We start from the raw sequence: 15696 nt of genomic DNA, 5'->3' as shown, positions 1-15696 counted from the left end.
ATATATTCTTTAGATTTTATTTTCAAGTGTTGTTTGTCATTCCAATCGTTCTCCGACGAGTAAGTCGAGTCGTTTCAAATAGTGTCGGAGCGGGGCATACGTCGCCTCGTTCCAAAACGCCTCGCTCCCGAGCAGCCGGACGGCGTCTTGCATCGCCACTTCCATCACTTTTAAATCGAGTACTGGATCAGCGACGCGGAAGCTTGGCAGACCGCTCTGGGCCGTCCCAAAGAAGTCACCGGCCCCGCGGAGTTCCAAGTCTTTCTCGGCGAGCACGAATCCGTCATTCGTCTCGGTCATCGTCTTTAAACGAAGTTTCCCGACGTCGGACTTTGGATCCCCTACCAATATACAATAAGATTGATCGGCGCCTCGACCGACACGCCCACGCAGCTGGTGCAGTTGCGCCAAGCCGAATCGTTCGGCGTCGTGGATGATGATGAGCGAGGCGTTCGGCACGTTCACCCCGACCTCGACGACCGTCGTCGAGACGAGGATTTGGAGGGCGTTGCTAGCGAAAGCCTTCATGACCTCGTCTTTCTCGGTGCTCGACAGTTTACCGTGCATGAGACCGACCGCATAATTCGGGAAGCGCTCCCGTAACATGTCGTAGAGCGCGGTCGCGCTCTCGACTTCGAGCGTGTCCGATTCCTCGATGAGCGGCGCGATGACGTACGCTTGACGTCCGAGGGCGAGCTCACGGTTCACCATCGCATGGACCCGGTCAATTTGATCGGTCTTGGCCCAATACGTCTCAATCGGCTTCCGCCCGGCCGGCATCTCATCAATCGTCGAGACGTCCATCTCCCCGAAAGCGCTGATGGCGAGCGTCCGTGGAATCGGCGTCGCTGTCATATAGAGCACGTCGGCGAGTTCCGCCTTGTCACGGAGCATTTTCCGCTGTTCGACCCCGAACCGGTGTTGCTCATCGGTGATGGCCAGATGCAGACGCGAAAACTCGACCGGCCCTTGAATCAAGGCGTGCGTCCCGACGATGATATCGACGTCGCCGTCTTTAATCGCCTGGAGCAATTCGTTCCTAGCCTTTCCTTTGACCGAACTCGTCAGTAGCCCGACGCGCATGCCGTAAGGTTCGAACAGCGCCTGTAACGAGGCGAGATGCTGTTCGGCCAAAATCTCCGTCGGGACCATGAGCGCCCCTTGATAGCCGGCGCACACCGTCGCATACAAGGCGATCGCGGCAACGACTGTCTTTCCGCTCCCGACATCCCCTTGTAACAACCGATTCATCCGTTCTGGCTTTTCTAAGTCGCCGACAATCTCCCGGATGACACGTGTCTGTGCCCCTGTCAACGGGAACGCGAGCTGTTTGACGAACTCGTTCAACCGCTGCTTGTCGAGCGTGAGCGCGCGCCCTTTCCCCGCCCGCTCCATCTTACGGAACGCCTGGAGTTTCAATTGATAGAGCAGACACTCTTCATAGACGTAACTTCGGCGTGCCTGTTTATACGTCTCGACCGAATCAGGGAAATGCATCCCTTTCAACATCGTCTCCCGGTCCTCGAGACGATAACGTTGCCGAATCGATTCGGGCAGGCGATTCTCGAACGAGGTCGTCTGTTCGAATGCGAGTTTGACGATGCGTCCGAAATTCTTTTGGGTCAGTCCGGCCCGGAGCGAATAAATCGGTTGCAACCCATCCGAGAGCTCACCGAACTCGAGGTCGGTCGCACTGATCGTCATCCGGTTCATATCCCATTTCCCTTTGACCGTCACCGTGGCGCCGAGCGCGAGCTTGTCTTTATAAAAGGCCCGGTTGAACATCGTCACGTGGACGACGTAGCGCTCCTCGAGCAACAAGCGGAATTGGAGACGGTTCTTGCCTTTACTGTAATAGCGTACGAGCGGTGCCGCCTGGACGGTGCCGCTCCATTTGACGAGGTCGCCGTGAATGGCCGTCGTCACCGTGCCGCTATTATAATTTTCATAACGAAACGGGACGTGCTCCAGCACGTCCTCGATTCGTTCGAGACCCATCGTCTCTAATTTTTTGGCCATTTCTGGCCCGACCCCTTTCAGCGTCGTCAACGCCTCACTTCTGGACATTTTCTTTCTCTCCAAAGATGTTTCGTTCGAGACGGCGTGCCGTCGGCGTATTGGCGAGACCACCACGCGCTGTCTCTTTCAACGCGGTCGGCATCATCTGGCCAATCTCATGCATCGCGGAAATGACCTCGTCGCAAGGGATCCGTGACGTGATCCCGGCGAGTGCCATATCGGCCGCAACGATGGCGTTCGCCCCGCCCATGGCGTTCCGTTTGACGCACGGCACCTCGACGAGCCCCGCAACCGGGTCACAGACGAGACCGAGCATGTTTTTCAGTGCGATTGCAAACGCCGTCGCCGATTGTTCCGGCGTCCCGCCGGCCGCTTCGACGATGGCCGCGGCGGCCATCCCGGTCGCTGAGCCGACTTCCGCCTGACAACCACCAGCCGCTCCTGAAATCGAAGCGTTGTTTGCGACGACGAAGCCGAACGCTCCTGACGTGAACAAGTAGCGGACCATCGCGTCACGGTCCATCTCCAGACGTTCTTTGACCGCAAACAACGTACCCGGTACGACGCCGGCGCTTCCGGCGGTCGGGGTCGCGCAGATGCGTCCCATCGCCGCGTTCACTTCATTCGTGCCGATCGCTTTTGCGACCGCATCTAAAATCAAGTCTCCGGCGAGCGATTTGCCGGAACGGATATAGTCGGTCATGAGCACGGCATCGTTCCCCGTGAGACCCGTCACGGACGTCACGCCTTCGAGTGCCCGGGCGACCGCTTCTTCCATCACTTCTAGATTGCGCTCCATCATACCGACGACTTCTTCCCGCGTCGAGCGTCTGACGTGCACTTCTTGCTCGATCATCACTTCTGAAATCGGAATGCCTCGCTCTGTTGCCGTTCTGACTAATTCTTCTACTGATTTAAACATATTGGTTTCTCCTTATTCCCCAAAGATGGCTACCCGCTCGATTTGAGGTAACCGCTCAATTTCCGCTAACACGTCTTTTGACAGATGTTCATCAATCTCAATCGCCATAAGCGCTTGCTTGCCTTTCTCGTGACGACTCACTTCCATATGCCCAATATTCAACTCATGCCGGGCCAAGATGCCGGTCACGGCCGCGATCGCCCCGAAGCGATCATGGTGCAACACGACGAGTGCCGGACCGCCGCCTGACAGTTTGAGCGGGAATCCGTTCAACTCGGTAATCTCGATCGTCCCGCCGCCGATTGAAATCCCGACGATTTCGAACGTGCCATCCTCGTCTTCGAGGTGGACCCGGGCCGTGTTCGGATGGTCTGTCAACGCATCGCTCGTCTCAAAGACGACCTCGATGCCGCGCTCTTTGGCGATATCGAGTGCTTGCGGGATGCGCAAATCGAACGTATCGAAGCCCATGATGCCGCCGACGATGGCGACATCGGTACCGTGCCCCCGATACGTATCGGCGAACGACCCATAAAACGTGATGTGCGCGAGCCGTGGCGTACGCCCGAACAACTTCCCAGCCATGAGGCCGATGCGCGCGGCTCCGGCCGTATGCGAACTCGATGGACCGACCATGACCGGACCGATGATATCAAACACACTGCGATATTTCATCGCATTTCCCCCTTTCAAAAAAACCCTACCTTCATTATACAGAAGGTAGGGCTGAGTTACAGCTTATTCCACACTAAAAATGTAGGAGTAGAGCGGTTGTTTCCCGTCATGAACCTCGATTTCAATCTCGTCGTTCTTCGACTCGATATACGCCGAGAGTGCTACGACGTCTTCCGCTGACGAACCTTCGCCCGTCAAAATCGTGATGATTTCGTCATCGGCATCCACGAGCGCGTCGACAAGCGCTTTCGCCGCTTCGAGGCTCGAAGCCGATGAGGCGACGATTTTCTTCTCGGCAATCGCCATGTGGTCGTCTTTACGAATCTCGACACCGTCGATGCTCGTATCACGAACCGCATACGTCACTTGACCAGACTTGACGGCGCTTGCCGCAGCCTTCATGACGCTCTCGTTCGTTTCCACATCCGCTTCCGGATTGAAGGCGATCGCTGCCGCGAGTCCTTGTGGCACCGTCTTCGTCGGAATGACCGAGACGCCGCAAGGTGCGACCGAGGCCGCTTGTTCAGCAGCCATGATGATGTTCGAGTTGTTCGGGAAGATGAAGACGTGATCCGCGTTGGCCGCTTCAATCGCCTTGACGATATCTTCCGTCGATGGGTTCATCGTCTGACCGCCCTCGATGACGTGGGCCGCCCCGAGTGAACGGAACAATTCGCTGACACCTTCGCCCATCGCGACCGTAACGATCGCGAACGGCGCTTTCGCCTTCGGAGCCGTCGGAGCAGCCGTTTGAACGCCGTGCTGGTTGGCGCCATGCTCTTCTTCTAAGATAGTCGAGTGCTGTTGACGCATGTTCTCGATTTTGACAGCGACGAGTTCCCCGTAACGCTGTCCTTTCGTGATGACGTCACCTGGCGTCTCGACGTGAACGTGAACTTTGAGCAACTCTTCGTCTGCGACGACGAGGAGCGAGTCACCGAGTTCAGACAATTCATTGCGGAACGCGTCCTCGTTGAACGGCGCGTCCTTCAATTTCTCGTCTTGGAACCGGACCATGATTTCCGTGCAATAGCCGAACTCGATGTCTTCCGTCGACATGAATCCTTGCGCAGCGTGGGCATGATGTTCAGCTTCAATGAGCGCATCCATGACCGGTGCATGTGGTTTCTCAAGTTCTTTGCCTTCGAGGCTAGCGAGGAACCCTTCATAAATGACGAGCAAGCCTTGGCCGCCTGAATCGACGACGCCGACTTCTTTTAAGACCGGCAATAAGTCCGGTGTCCGTTCGAGTGAAGCTTTCGCTTCGACAATCACGAGTTCCATGAACTCGTTGAAGTCGCTCGTCGACTCTGAAGCACGGAGCGCTTCGTCGGCCGCTTCACGAGCAACCGTCAAAATCGTTCCTTCAACCGGTTTCATAACCGCCTTGTATGCCGTATCGACGCCACGTTTCAACGCTTCGGCGAAATCGACTGTCGACACTTCTGTCTTGCCTTCGATTGCTTTACCGAAACCACGGAACAACTGGCTCAAAATAACGCCCGAGTTCCCACGTGCCCCCATCAAGAGACCGCGTGCAAACTTCGATGAGACGTCAGCGATATTCGCCGAGTTGAGTGCGGCCACTTCTTTCGCACCCGATGTCATCGTCAAATTCATGTTCGTCCCCGTGTCGCCGTCCGGCACCGGGAAGACGTTAAGCGAATCTACATAATCCGCATTCTGGCTCAAGTTGGCTGCACCGTTCGCGACCATGTTCGCGAACACCAATCCATCTAAACGTTTTAAACCCACACCAAATCCTCCTTCGTTCTCGTCAGTCATTCGTCAGACGAACGCCTTGTACGAATATGTTTACCGACGAAACGTTTAATCCTAAAGTTTCACCGAGCGTGTATTTTACACGGCTTTGCACGTTGTATGCGACTTCCGACACTTTCGTCCCGTAGCTTACAATGATGTGCATGTCGATATGTACGTCTTCTCCATCTTGACGTACGACCACGCCTCGGGCGTAGTTTTCACGTTTCAATAGTTCTGCGATCCCGTCTTTCAATTGAGCTTGAGACGCCATTCCCACAACGCCGAAACATTCCATCGCCGCACCGCCTGCGAGTGTCGCGACCACGTCGTTCGTGATGTCAATATTGCCATATGTTGTCTTCATTTCAATTGCCATATGGAGTAGCCTCCTTTATTCGGAATGATTCCTTCACTACATTCTACAATAAGTACCTAGTTATTAAAAGAACCTGCTCCATAAACTCGGTCAATTGTAGCCGTAACCCTCATTCATTATTAAAATCCTTTCCAGTAATGTCAAGTTTTTTTCTTGTCATCCTATGATTTTCTAGTTGCATCGTGAAAAAACCCGTGCTAATATAAACGAGTGTCTATTAGGACGAACCCACATAAAAAAGGAGGGGAAACGCATGGCACGTAAATGCTACGTAACAGGTAAATCACCTAAATCAGGTAACAACCGTTCGCACGCACTCAACAAGACAAAACGCACTTGGGGTGTAAACGTACAAAAAGTTCGTATTCTCGTTGACGGTAAACCTAAACGAGTTTGGGTTTCAGCTCGCGCTCTTAAATCAGGTCTCGTTGAACGCGTATAATTTTTATACACGAACGAAATAAATCCCAGCGGCATTCGCCGATGGGATTTTTTTGTGTTCATTTTTTGACATACAGCACGAGCACCATACCGTCGTGCACGATCAAGTCCGCCACTTCACCGTCCCATTCATTCGAGATGGTGAGCGCCTCATGGCTGACGACATCGTGACGGTCGAGCGGATATTTGACACCGCGGATGGTCACGTTCGCCTGCTTCCATGGGATGAGCGACAAATAGTGATCGTCTTGACGCGGGAGTTCATAGCGTCCCGCCCCGACGAGTCGTACCGTCTGCCCTGCCGTGGCGAGACGCATCTCCGGATACGCCTCGAGCAGACCGATATTGCTGAGCGTCATATCGAGCCGGCCGCCGAGCGCACCGTAGACGAGCATCTCCGTCGCGCCATGCCCCCGTGCCGCCTCGAGAGCGATCTCGAGGTCGGTCACATCTTTCTCAGATGGATAGCGGATGGCGTCGATCGGCACTTCGCCCGTGAAGGAGTCGAAATCGCCGACGACGAGATCTGGGTTCAGCCCGTGGTTCAACAGTGTCTCGTATCCCCCATCGACGCCGATGATGTAATCGACGTCACAAGGGAGTCCCGAGATTGGTTCCGGGCTGGCCGCCACAATCAACACCCGCATTAGCGGACGTCCCGGGTCGCGAGCGTCGCGAAGCGCGGCGCCGAGACGAACAAGAGGACGAGGACGACGGCCGACACGAGGAAGGACGGGAGCATGTACGTCATGTTATAGGCGAACGAGTAGGCGACGACCGGACCTTCCGCGTATTCGGCGAAGAAGACGATCCCCGACAAGACGTGGGCGCCGTAACGAAGCAGTGAGCCCAGGAGCGCGCCGAGCACCAAATAGACGACGAGCGTCTTTTTCGCCTCATCCTTGGCGGCTCGTTTCACTTGACCCGCGAACAGCCCCGCCATCCCGACGACACCGTAAGCGAACGTGTAGTCGAGCAGGAACTGGACCGGCGTGAAGATGTAGGCCCCGAACAGCAGTTGCAGCGTTCCGACAAGTGCACCGGTCGCAAGTCCGCCTTTCAAACCGTGACGATATGCCATGACGAAAATCGGCAACATCGCCAAGCTGATTGACCCGCCTTGCGGCATCCGGAACGGGATGAGCAAATCAAAAATCAAACCGAGTGCGGCGAACAATGAGATTTCAATGAGCGCCTGTAATTTTAAACGTTGTTTCATCTATTTCCCTCCTTAAAATATGAGCGAACGACAAAAAGCAGCATGACGTAAACGCCATGCTGCTATCGAGTAGCAACGTGCATTTTCGCCACATCCCTACGTCCGTGTGAACGGAACAGGTTCAAAGGGTTAGCGTATGCCTCTCAGCCACAGAATGTGACACCCCTTGCGACAATATTTGTTGTTCTATGGACGATTATACACGAGATGCGTTGCGAATGCTATCGATTGCGTCTTTATAGCTCGGCTCATTATAGATGGCCGAGCCGGCCACGAGCACGTCAGCACCGGCATCGATACATAATTTCGCCGTCTCCGCGTTGACGCCGCCGTCAATCTCGATTTCAAAGTCGAGACGGCGCGCTTGGCGCATCTCGTTCAACGCCGCGATTTTCGGCACGACCGATTCAATGAACTTCTGCCCCCCAAAGCCAGGGTTCACCGTCATGAGAAGGACCATGTCGACGTCACCGAGCACGTGTTCAATCAATGATAGCGGCGTATGCGGGTTGAGAACGACGCCACACTTGGCTCCGGCCGCCTTGATTTGTTGAAGCACGCGATGCAAATGGTTCGTCGCTTCGACGTGGACGGTGACGATGTCCGCTCCCGCCTTGATGAAGTCTTCGACGTAGCGCTCCGGTTGGTCAATCATCAAATGGACGTCTAACACCATGTCCGACTTCTTCCGTAAGCTCGCGAGCACCGGGAGACCAATCGAGATGTTCGGGACGAATTGACCGTCCATGACGTCAAAATGGATATAATCCGCGCCGGCCTCTTGGACCGCCTTCACTTCTGCCTCTAGGTTGGCGAAGTCCGCCGCTAAAATCGAGGGTGCAATTTTAATCATGTCAGTACCTCCGTTGTCTATCGTTTAACTCTGCCATAAACGTAACATAATTCTCGTAACGGGTGGAAGCGATTTCTCCCGCCTCGACGGCCGCTTTGACGGCACAACCCGGTTCGTTCAAATGGGCACAGCCTCGGAACTTACAGTCGTCGTGCCGCTCGACGAACTCAGGGAAGCACCAGCGCATCTCCTCGACTTCGAGCTCTTCTGGGAACTCGAGGCTTGAGAAACCAGGCGTGTCAGCGACGAGCCCGTCAGCGAGCGTGATGAGCGTGACGTGACGTGTCGTGTGCTTACCTCGCCCGAGCGACTTCGAGATTTTCCCGGTCGCGAGTTCTAGTTCCGGCGCGACCGCGTTCAAGAGCGAACTCTTGCCGACACCGGTCTGTCCGGCAAACACGCTCGTCTTCTCTTTAAACGACCCACGAATTTGTTCAATCCCCGACCCGGTCTCCGTCGACGTCTCGATGACTTCATAGCCGATTGACCGATATAAGGCCGCTGCCGCTTGAATCGTTTCGAGTTCCGACTCCGTCAACAAGTCCATTTTCGTTAAGACAATAATCGGATGGACTTGCTTCGATTCGATTAAGACGAGGAAACGGTCGAGCAGATGGAACGAGAATGCCGGTTCCTTGACCGAGAACAGCAAGAACGCTTGATCGATGTTAGCGATCGGCGGGCGGACGAGATGGTTCGACCGCTCATCGACGGCCAAGATATAGCCTGTGCCGTCCCCTTGGTCTTGAATATCGACATCGTCGCCGACGACCGGCGAGATGTTCCGGTTGCGGAAATTGCCGCGGGCGCGACAACGGATTTCTTGTTTCTCTTCCGTCATGACATCATAAAACCCGCCTTGTAATCGAATAATCGTACCTTTCATCCTATGACCTCCTTAGAAAAAGAGGCGACGCGCGCGCCACCTCTTCATTGTGAATCTTTTGCTTGTGCGTACGTCACCGTATCCGTCCGGACGACTTCCCCGTCGACTTCGATCGTCGCGGTTCCGACTTCGTCCGGTGCAATGACGAGTGTATACGAGTAAGTCGTCGTCTCCGTTATCTTATCACGCAACACTTCGACTTCGCCACGGGCGTCTACCGTCCGAATGACGACCTCGAGTGCCACAGGTTCTTCGCCTTCAGCAGGCGGATCGATTTCGACGTTGACTTCCCGTTCAATCGAGACGTCGGTCGGTTCGACCCCTTGCGACACGATGACGGTCAATTCCGTCCCCGGGTCGACGGCTGTTCCGGCCGTCGGTAACTGACGAATGATTTGGTTGGCGGGCACGCTCGTTGAATACTCGTCTCGTTTGACGATTTTCAAGCTATTCTGTTCGGCGTACGTCGTCGCTTCCTCAAACGTATACCCGGCTAAATTGGCGAGTTCGACTTTATTGCTACCGGTCGAGACGACGAGCGTCACCGTCTCTTCAGACGGGACGACCTCGTTGTCCGGAGCAATCGACTGGGAGATGACATCGCCGCTGTCGACCGTCTCCGACGCCTCGGATTGAATTTCGATATCCGCAAAGTCGAGGTCTTTGAGCGTCCGCTCGGCCGCCGACTGAGACAATCCTTCGACGTCCGGCATCGCGACCGTCTCTTTCCCGGCCGACACGACAATCGTCACGGTCGTTCCGCGTTTCGGTTTCCGACCGGCTTGCGGTGTCTGCGAAATGACGTCGCCAGCGGCGATGTTATCGCTCGCCCGCTCTGTCGCTTCGACGACAAAACCGGCTGTTTCGAGTTCGGTCGTCGCTTCGTCGTTCGTCATCCCGACGACGTCTGGCACGACGGCACGGGACATCTCATCGGCGATGACATATGCCCCGATTCCGCCGCCAATCAACAAGAAGAGGAGTAGGAGCCAAAGCCACCACTTCTTCTTCCGTTTCGGCTTCGGGTTCGCTGTCTCAGGTTCGCTCGGTGCGACCGGTTGTTCCGGTGTCTCTTTGACGTTCGGTTCGTCCGGGACGACCGGTGACATGACGAGCGTCTGATCGAATGCGTCCTGTTCCGTACTGAGGCGTTTCGGTTCGTTCGCACGTTCCGGGTCGAGCGCCGTCATGCAATCCTTCTTAAAGGCGGCGACCGATGTGTGACGGGCGCCCGGTGATTTCGCCAGCGCCTGCATGATGCAGTTCTCAAGCGCTTGCGGGATGTTCGGGTTCAAATCCATCGGTCGAATCGGGTCGTCTTGCAAATGTTGAAGTGCGACGGCGACTGGCGTCTCCCCGATGAACGGAACGCGTCCGGTCACGAGTTCATACAGGACGGCACCGAGTGAATAAATATCTGACTTCTCATCGGCGAACTTTCCGCGCGCCTGTTCTGGAGAAAAGTAATGGACCGAGCCGAGCACTGACATCGTATGGGTCAGCGTCGCGTTCGACATGGCCACCGCAATCCCAAAGTCCGTCACTTTGACGTTGCCGCTCTGATCGATCATCATGTTTTGCGGTTTGATGTCCCGATGAATGATTCGATTCGCATGGGCATGGTCGATGGCATCACAAATCTGTCCCATGATACGGAGCGCCTCGTCGACAGATATGTACTCTTCTTGCAAATATTGTTTGAGCGTCATCCCATCGACGTGTTCCATGACGATGTAATAGATGTCACGCTCGTCTCCGACGTCGTAGATGGCGACGATATTCGGATGGTTCAGACTAGTCGCCGCGTGGGCTTCCCGTTCGAACCGGCGTATAAATTGTTCGTTATGCGAGAATTCAGATCGCAACACCTTGATGGCGACGGTTCGGTTTAAAATCTCATCGTGAGCCCGGTAGACATTTGCCATGCCGCCGCTGCCGATTTGCTGTTCGATCCGATAACGATCGTTGATTCGTTCTCCACTTCGCATCGGATTCATCCTCTCTTTCTATCTGTGAACTGGACGAGGGCAACGGTGATGTTGTCACTCCCACCCAAACGGTTGGCTTGATCGATCAATTGATCCGCCTTGACGTCCGCCGAGACGGGACGTTTCAAGACTTGCTTGATTTCCTCATCAGTCAAATGAGTCGTCAAGCCGTCCGTACAGATTAAAATCGTGTCAAACTCGGGTTCGGCAAACACTTGCAGATCAGGTTCGACATGCTCATTCGAGCCGATTGAACGGGTGATAATGTTACGTTTCGGATGGACGCGCATCTCTTCCTCGGTCAATTCGCCGAGTTGTTTCAACACGTTCACGTAGGAATGATCTTCCGTCAATTGCTGCAGCTTATCATCTCGCAAGGCATACACACGACTATCCCCGACGTGGACGATGACGATCGTCTCGTCGTGCCAACAGACACCGGCAATCGTCGTCCCCATCATGAGGAGGTTGGCTTGTTTCGAGAAATCGAGCACTTGATCATTGGCCAGTTCCACGTTTTGGCGGAACCAATTCTCCATCTCCATCGGCGAGGCCGGAAGCGTCGAGAAGGCACGGCGAAACTGCTCGATGACGAGCTGACTCGCGACCTCCCCGGCTTCATGCCCCCCCATCCCGTCGGCCACGAGAGCAATTCCGGCATGTTCGTCCCCTAAAATCAAGACGGCATCCTCGTTCTGTGCTCTCACTTGGCCCCGGTCGGTTCGGTATGCTAATTCCATCTTCGTGATTACCTCGTTTCTTGTTCGCGCTCCTTCGCTCGAAGCTGCCCACAAGCCGCATCGATATCCGAACCTTGTTCGCGACGAATCGTCACGTTCACTTTTCGATCTTTGAGCACTTTTTCAAAGGCAAAAATTTGTTTACGTGGTGTGCGGACGTAATCGCGCTCGAGCACGTGGTTGACTGGAATCAAGTTGACGTGGCATTTGACGCCTTTCAACAAGTCAGCGAGTTGATGCGCGTGTTCTTCCGTGTCGTTAACCCCGCCGAATAAACCGTATTCGAACGTGATGCGGCGACCGCTCTTCTCTGTATAGTAGTTGACGGCTTCCATCAACTTGTCCAAGTTGTAAGCACGGTTGATCGGCATAAGGCGTGTCCGAATCTCCGTCGTCGGCGCGTGAAGCGAGATCGCGAAGTTGATGCGCATGCCTTCATCGGCAAACTTGTAAATCTTCGGTACGATCCCACTCGTCGACACGGTGATGTGACGTGAACCGATGTTCAAGCCGTCATCGTGGTTGACCGTGCGCAAGAAGCGCATTAATTCGTCGTAGTTATCGAACGGTTCGCCGATTCCCATGACGACGACCGAGTCGACCCGCTCTTCGCTCGCGTCGAGCGCGCGCTGGACGTCGAGGACTTGGGCCGTGATTTCACCGGCCTCTAAGTTACGTTTCAAACCACCGAGCGTCGAAGCACAGAACGTGCAACCGATGCGGCAGCCGACTTGCGTCGTGACACAGACCGAGTTTCCGTACTCATGGCGCATGAGTACCGTCTCGATGGAATAACCGTCTTGAAGCTCGAACAAGAACTTGATCGTCCCGTCCTTTGATTCTTGACGGACGAGTTCTTTCAACGTCGTCAATTGGAACGCTGCGTCTAATTTCTCGCGGAGCGGTTTCGAGACGTTCGTCATATCGTCGAACGATGTCACACGCTTGACGTACATCCAGTCATATAACTGTTTCGCGCGGAACGATTTTTCTCCTGCCTCAATCAGCCATTGTTCGAGCTCTGAGTACGTGAGGGAATAGAGTGACGGCTTGGCACCGACTAATGGATTTTTTTCAACTGCTTTTGGATTCATGTTTATACCTCTTTCTTGAATGCGGCGATATAGAAACCGTCCGTCCCGAACGACGTCGGGAGTAATTTGAGTTCAGCGCGGTCCGATGACATCATCGGGTGCAATACTTGTGGAAGACGGTCTTGGAGTGTCTCATCCCACGTCAATCCGTTCGACAAAATGTAATCGGCCTGCTGTTCATTCTCAGTAGGGTCGATGGTACATGTCGAGTACACTAGCGTACCACCTCGTTTAAGCAGTGGCAAGACGGCGTCAATGATTTCACGTTGGACTTTCGGCAGTCCGGCGAGGGCGGACTTGTCTTTCGTCCATTTGATATCGGGCTTGCGACGGATGACACCGAGTCCCGAGCATGGGACGTCGAGTAAAATCCGGTCGAAGCTCTCCGGTTCAAATTTATCCCCGGCCTGGCGGGCATCGAGGGCAAGTGCGGTCACTCCATCGATATGCAGACGCTTCGCTTGACGTTCAATCAACTTCGCTTTATGCGGATGCAAGTCGAGGGCGACGAGCGTTCCACCGTCCATGCGTTCTGCCGTATGCATCGCTTTTCCACCTGGTGCGGCACACGCATCGAGGACGCGTTCCATTTTCCCGGCTTGAAGCGCATCGGCGACGATCATCGAGCTCTCATCTTGAATCGACAACAAGCCCATATCGATGAACGCTGTCGAGTGAACGTTTCCGGATTCGATGATGAGTCCGTCCGCTGACAGCTCCGAACGTGTCGCGACGACATCGACTTCGGCGAGCCGTTCAATCATCTCTTCGACCGTGACGCGCTGGCGGTTGACCCGAACCGTGACCGGAGCCGGCTCATTGTTTAATTTACACATCGCCTCGGTCGCTTCGACACCGTACGTTTCCACCCATTCGGCGACGAGCCAATCGGGATGGCTATGTTCGATGGCAATCCGTTCAGCGTCCGGAAGCGTGCTCAAATCCGGGAACCCGTCCCGAATGACGTTGCGCAACACGCCGTTGACGAACTTACCGGTACCCGAATGGCCCCGTTTTTTCGCAATCTCGACCGCTTCGTGCAAGACGGCCCGATCCGGAATCTTGTCGAGGTAAAACAGTTGATAGACACTCATCCGTAAGAGCGGCAAGACGAAACGGTCCAATTTTTTCGGGTTTTGAACCCGCTTCTCTAAAATATAATCGAGCGTCCGTTTCCGGCCGAGCGTCCCATAGACGAGCTCTGTGTATAGGCCGACATCTTTCGTCGCCAATTTCTTCTGTTTCAATAAATCGTTGACCGCAATCGTCGAATAGGCGCCGCCTTGTTCGATTTTGATTAGCGTATCCAGTGCTGCAACTCGTACGTTCATATTATCCTCCTAGTCGATCGCCGACTTGTAACTTTTGGCCGGCCCCACGCATAAATGTGGCCCCGTCCATTCGTTTTTTACCAGATGGTTGCAAGTCGACCACTTTAATGGCGACCGCGTCGCCTGTCGCGACGACAAATCCATCCTCTTCAAGTCGTACAATCGTTCCCGGTTCACCCGTCCCTGTCGTTTTCGACCCGAAGAACAGTTTGACCCGTTCCCCGGCAATCGTCGTATACGCCGTCGGGAACGGATTCATCCCTCTGATGTGGTTATAAATGTCTGCACCGGCACGGGTCCAGTCAATCTGTTCCCGCTCTCGGCTAATGTTCGGTGCGAACGTGACGTCACGCTCGTCTTGCGGTACGGCTTCAATCCAACCAGCGAGGAAGGCAGGAAGCGTCTTGAGCAACAAGTCTGACCCTGCGACCGCGAGCTTGTCGAACAACGTACCGACCGTGTCCAATTCTTCAATCGGGACGACCGTGTTGGCAATCATGTCGCCAGCATCGAGCTTATCGACCATATACATGATGGTGACACCCGTCTCTTTGTCCCCATCGAGGATGGCTTGATGAATCGGCGCGCCACCTCGATGTTTCGGCAACAGCGAGGCATGGACGTTGATGGCGCCATGTTTCGGTGCTTCTAACAGTTCGGTCGGGACGATTTGTCCGTACGCCGCCGTCACAATCAAGTCCGGTTCGAGTGCCAAGATATCCGCGTAATCGGTCCGCACCTTTTCAGGCTGTAACACCGGGATATTGTGGCGCAGGGCACACTCTTTCACCGGCGTCGGTTTCAGTTCGCGTTTACGGCCGACCGGTTTGTCCGGTTGCGAGACGACACCTACGACATTGTATCCTTCTTCGAGCAAGCGCTCAAGTACGGATACGGCAAATGTCGGCGTCCCCATGAAGACGATACGCTGATCCGTCCCTTTGTCCGGCACGGCGAGCTTGTCCGTGAACAATACTCCGTCCAAATGGTCGATCTCATGTTGAATCGCCCGAGCGAAGAATCCGCTCGCCTTCACTTGTTGGGTGCGGCCTTTCAAATCCTGCGTCTTGACGACGATCGTCTCATGCCGTTCGACGAAACCGAACTCACCCGGGATACTCAAGCAACCTTCAAGACCGACCTCGGTCCCGGACGTCTCGATGATTTCCGGATTGATCAACACGAGCGGTCCCGTCTCATCATCCGTATGGACGACAGCGAGCCGTTGATTCAAATTGACCTGTGGGGCGGCCACACCGACCCCATCATATTCATACATCGTGTCGAACAGTCGATCGACCGTCTGACGCAATTTTTTATCAAACTTTGTCACCGGATCACACGTGACCCGTAAAATCTCATTTGGAATCTCTACTACTTTATACATC

At 54.7% G+C, this 15696-nt stretch carries 15 protein-coding genes, 1 pseudogene and 1 riboswitch; of the genes and pseudogenes, 1 reads left to right on the top strand and 15 read right to left on the bottom strand.

Going from position 1 to position 15696, the window contains the following annotated elements; all coding sequences use genetic code 11:
- Positions 1 to 36: 36 nt before the first annotated feature.
- The 5 genes from recG to M467_RS25830 all read right to left on the bottom strand — a co-directional run bounded on the left by recG (position 37) and on the right by M467_RS25830 (position 5756).
- Complete coding sequence (gene recG, locus M467_RS25850; protein ID WP_021067086.1) at positions 37 to 2067, bottom strand: ATP-dependent DNA helicase RecG; 2031 nt, start codon at positions 2065 to 2067, stop codon at positions 37 to 39.
- Positions 2054 to 2941, bottom strand: a complete 888-nt coding sequence (gene sdaAA, locus M467_RS25845) for an L-serine ammonia-lyase, iron-sulfur-dependent, subunit alpha (RefSeq protein WP_021067085.1) — start codon at positions 2939 to 2941, stop codon at positions 2054 to 2056. Before sdaAA ends, recG begins: the two co-directional genes overlap by 14 nt.
- Before the next feature lie 12 nt (positions 2942 to 2953).
- Positions 2954 to 3616 carry an L-serine ammonia-lyase, iron-sulfur-dependent subunit beta gene (gene sdaAB / locus M467_RS25840; protein WP_021067084.1) on the bottom strand — a complete coding sequence of 221 codons (663 nt, stop codon included), beginning with the start codon at positions 3614 to 3616 and terminating at the stop codon, positions 2954 to 2956.
- 63 nt (positions 3617 to 3679) lie between these two features.
- Positions 3680 to 5371, bottom strand: a complete 1692-nt coding sequence (locus M467_RS25835; protein WP_021067083.1) for a DAK2 domain-containing protein — start codon at positions 5369 to 5371, stop codon at positions 3680 to 3682.
- Positions 5372 to 5393: 22 nt separating this feature from the next.
- Complete coding sequence (locus M467_RS25830; RefSeq protein WP_016509701.1) at positions 5394 to 5756, bottom strand: Asp23/Gls24 family envelope stress response protein; 363 nt, start codon at positions 5754 to 5756, stop codon at positions 5394 to 5396.
- A gap of 253 nt (positions 5757 to 6009) precedes the next feature.
- On the opposite strand from M467_RS25830, the gene rpmB reads away from it, so the two are divergent.
- Entirely contained in the window at positions 6010 to 6198 is a 189-nt protein-coding gene (gene rpmB / locus M467_RS31640) for a 50S ribosomal protein L28 (RefSeq protein ID WP_015881349.1), read from the top strand.
- 58 nt (positions 6199 to 6256) lie between these two features.
- Here the strand turns inward: rpmB and M467_RS25825 are convergent, their stop codons facing one another.
- From M467_RS25825 to def, 10 genes and pseudogenes are all read right to left on the bottom strand, one after another.
- Positions 6257 to 6844, bottom strand: coding sequence for a thiamine diphosphokinase (locus M467_RS25825; RefSeq protein WP_021067082.1), 588 nt, complete (start codon positions 6842 to 6844; stop codon positions 6257 to 6259).
- Positions 6844 to 7416, bottom strand: a complete 573-nt coding sequence (gene thiT / locus M467_RS25820) for an energy-coupled thiamine transporter ThiT (RefSeq protein WP_021067081.1) — start codon at positions 7414 to 7416, stop codon at positions 6844 to 6846. Before thiT ends, M467_RS25825 begins: the two co-directional genes overlap by 1 nt.
- A 76-nt stretch (positions 7417 to 7492) precedes the next feature.
- Positions 7493 to 7593, bottom strand: a riboswitch (TPP riboswitch).
- Between the two features lie 19 nt (positions 7594 to 7612).
- Positions 7613 to 8269 carry a ribulose-phosphate 3-epimerase gene (gene rpe, locus M467_RS25815; RefSeq protein ID WP_021067080.1) on the bottom strand — a complete coding sequence of 219 codons (657 nt, stop codon included), beginning with the start codon at positions 8267 to 8269 and terminating at the stop codon, positions 7613 to 7615.
- Position 8270: 1 nt separating this feature from the next.
- Positions 8271 to 9155, bottom strand: coding sequence for a ribosome small subunit-dependent GTPase A (gene rsgA / locus M467_RS25810; protein WP_021067079.1), 885 nt, complete (start codon positions 9153 to 9155; stop codon positions 8271 to 8273).
- Between the two features lie 44 nt (positions 9156 to 9199).
- On the bottom strand, positions 9200 to 11143 hold the full coding sequence (pknB, locus tag M467_RS25805; protein WP_021067078.1) for a Stk1 family PASTA domain-containing Ser/Thr kinase: 1944 nt from the start codon (positions 11141 to 11143) through the stop codon (positions 9200 to 9202).
- Between the two features lie 5 nt (positions 11144 to 11148).
- Positions 11149 to 11883, bottom strand: coding sequence for a Stp1/IreP family PP2C-type Ser/Thr phosphatase (locus tag M467_RS25800; protein WP_021067077.1), 735 nt, complete (start codon positions 11881 to 11883; stop codon positions 11149 to 11151).
- 8 nt (positions 11884 to 11891) lie between these two features.
- A complete protein-coding gene (gene rlmN, locus M467_RS25795; protein ID WP_021067076.1) occupies positions 11892 to 12977 on the bottom strand; it encodes a dual-specificity RNA methyltransferase RlmN in 1086 nt (361 codons plus the stop codon).
- A gap of 2 nt (positions 12978 to 12979) precedes the next feature.
- Complete coding sequence (gene rsmB, locus M467_RS25790) at positions 12980 to 14308, bottom strand: 16S rRNA (cytosine(967)-C(5))-methyltransferase RsmB (RefSeq protein ID WP_021067075.1); 1329 nt, start codon at positions 14306 to 14308, stop codon at positions 12980 to 12982.
- A 1-nt stretch (position 14309) separates the two neighbouring features.
- Entirely contained in the window at positions 14310 to 15224 is a 915-nt protein-coding gene (gene fmt, locus M467_RS0115985) for a methionyl-tRNA formyltransferase (protein ID WP_031200317.1), read from the bottom strand.
- Between the two features lie 45 nt (positions 15225 to 15269).
- A pseudogene (gene def, locus M467_RS31870) lies at positions 15270 to 15695 on the bottom strand (peptide deformylase); the annotation flags it as partial.
- Position 15696: the final 1 nt, after the last annotated feature.

Source organism: Exiguobacterium chiriqhucha RW-2 (genome assembly GCF_000416965.1).
Classification (GTDB): Bacteria; Bacillota; Bacilli; order Exiguobacteriales; family Exiguobacteriaceae; genus Exiguobacterium; species Exiguobacterium chiriqhucha.
Note: the sequence above shows the minus strand (reverse complement) of the source record. Positions and strands in the feature narration are given on the sequence as shown.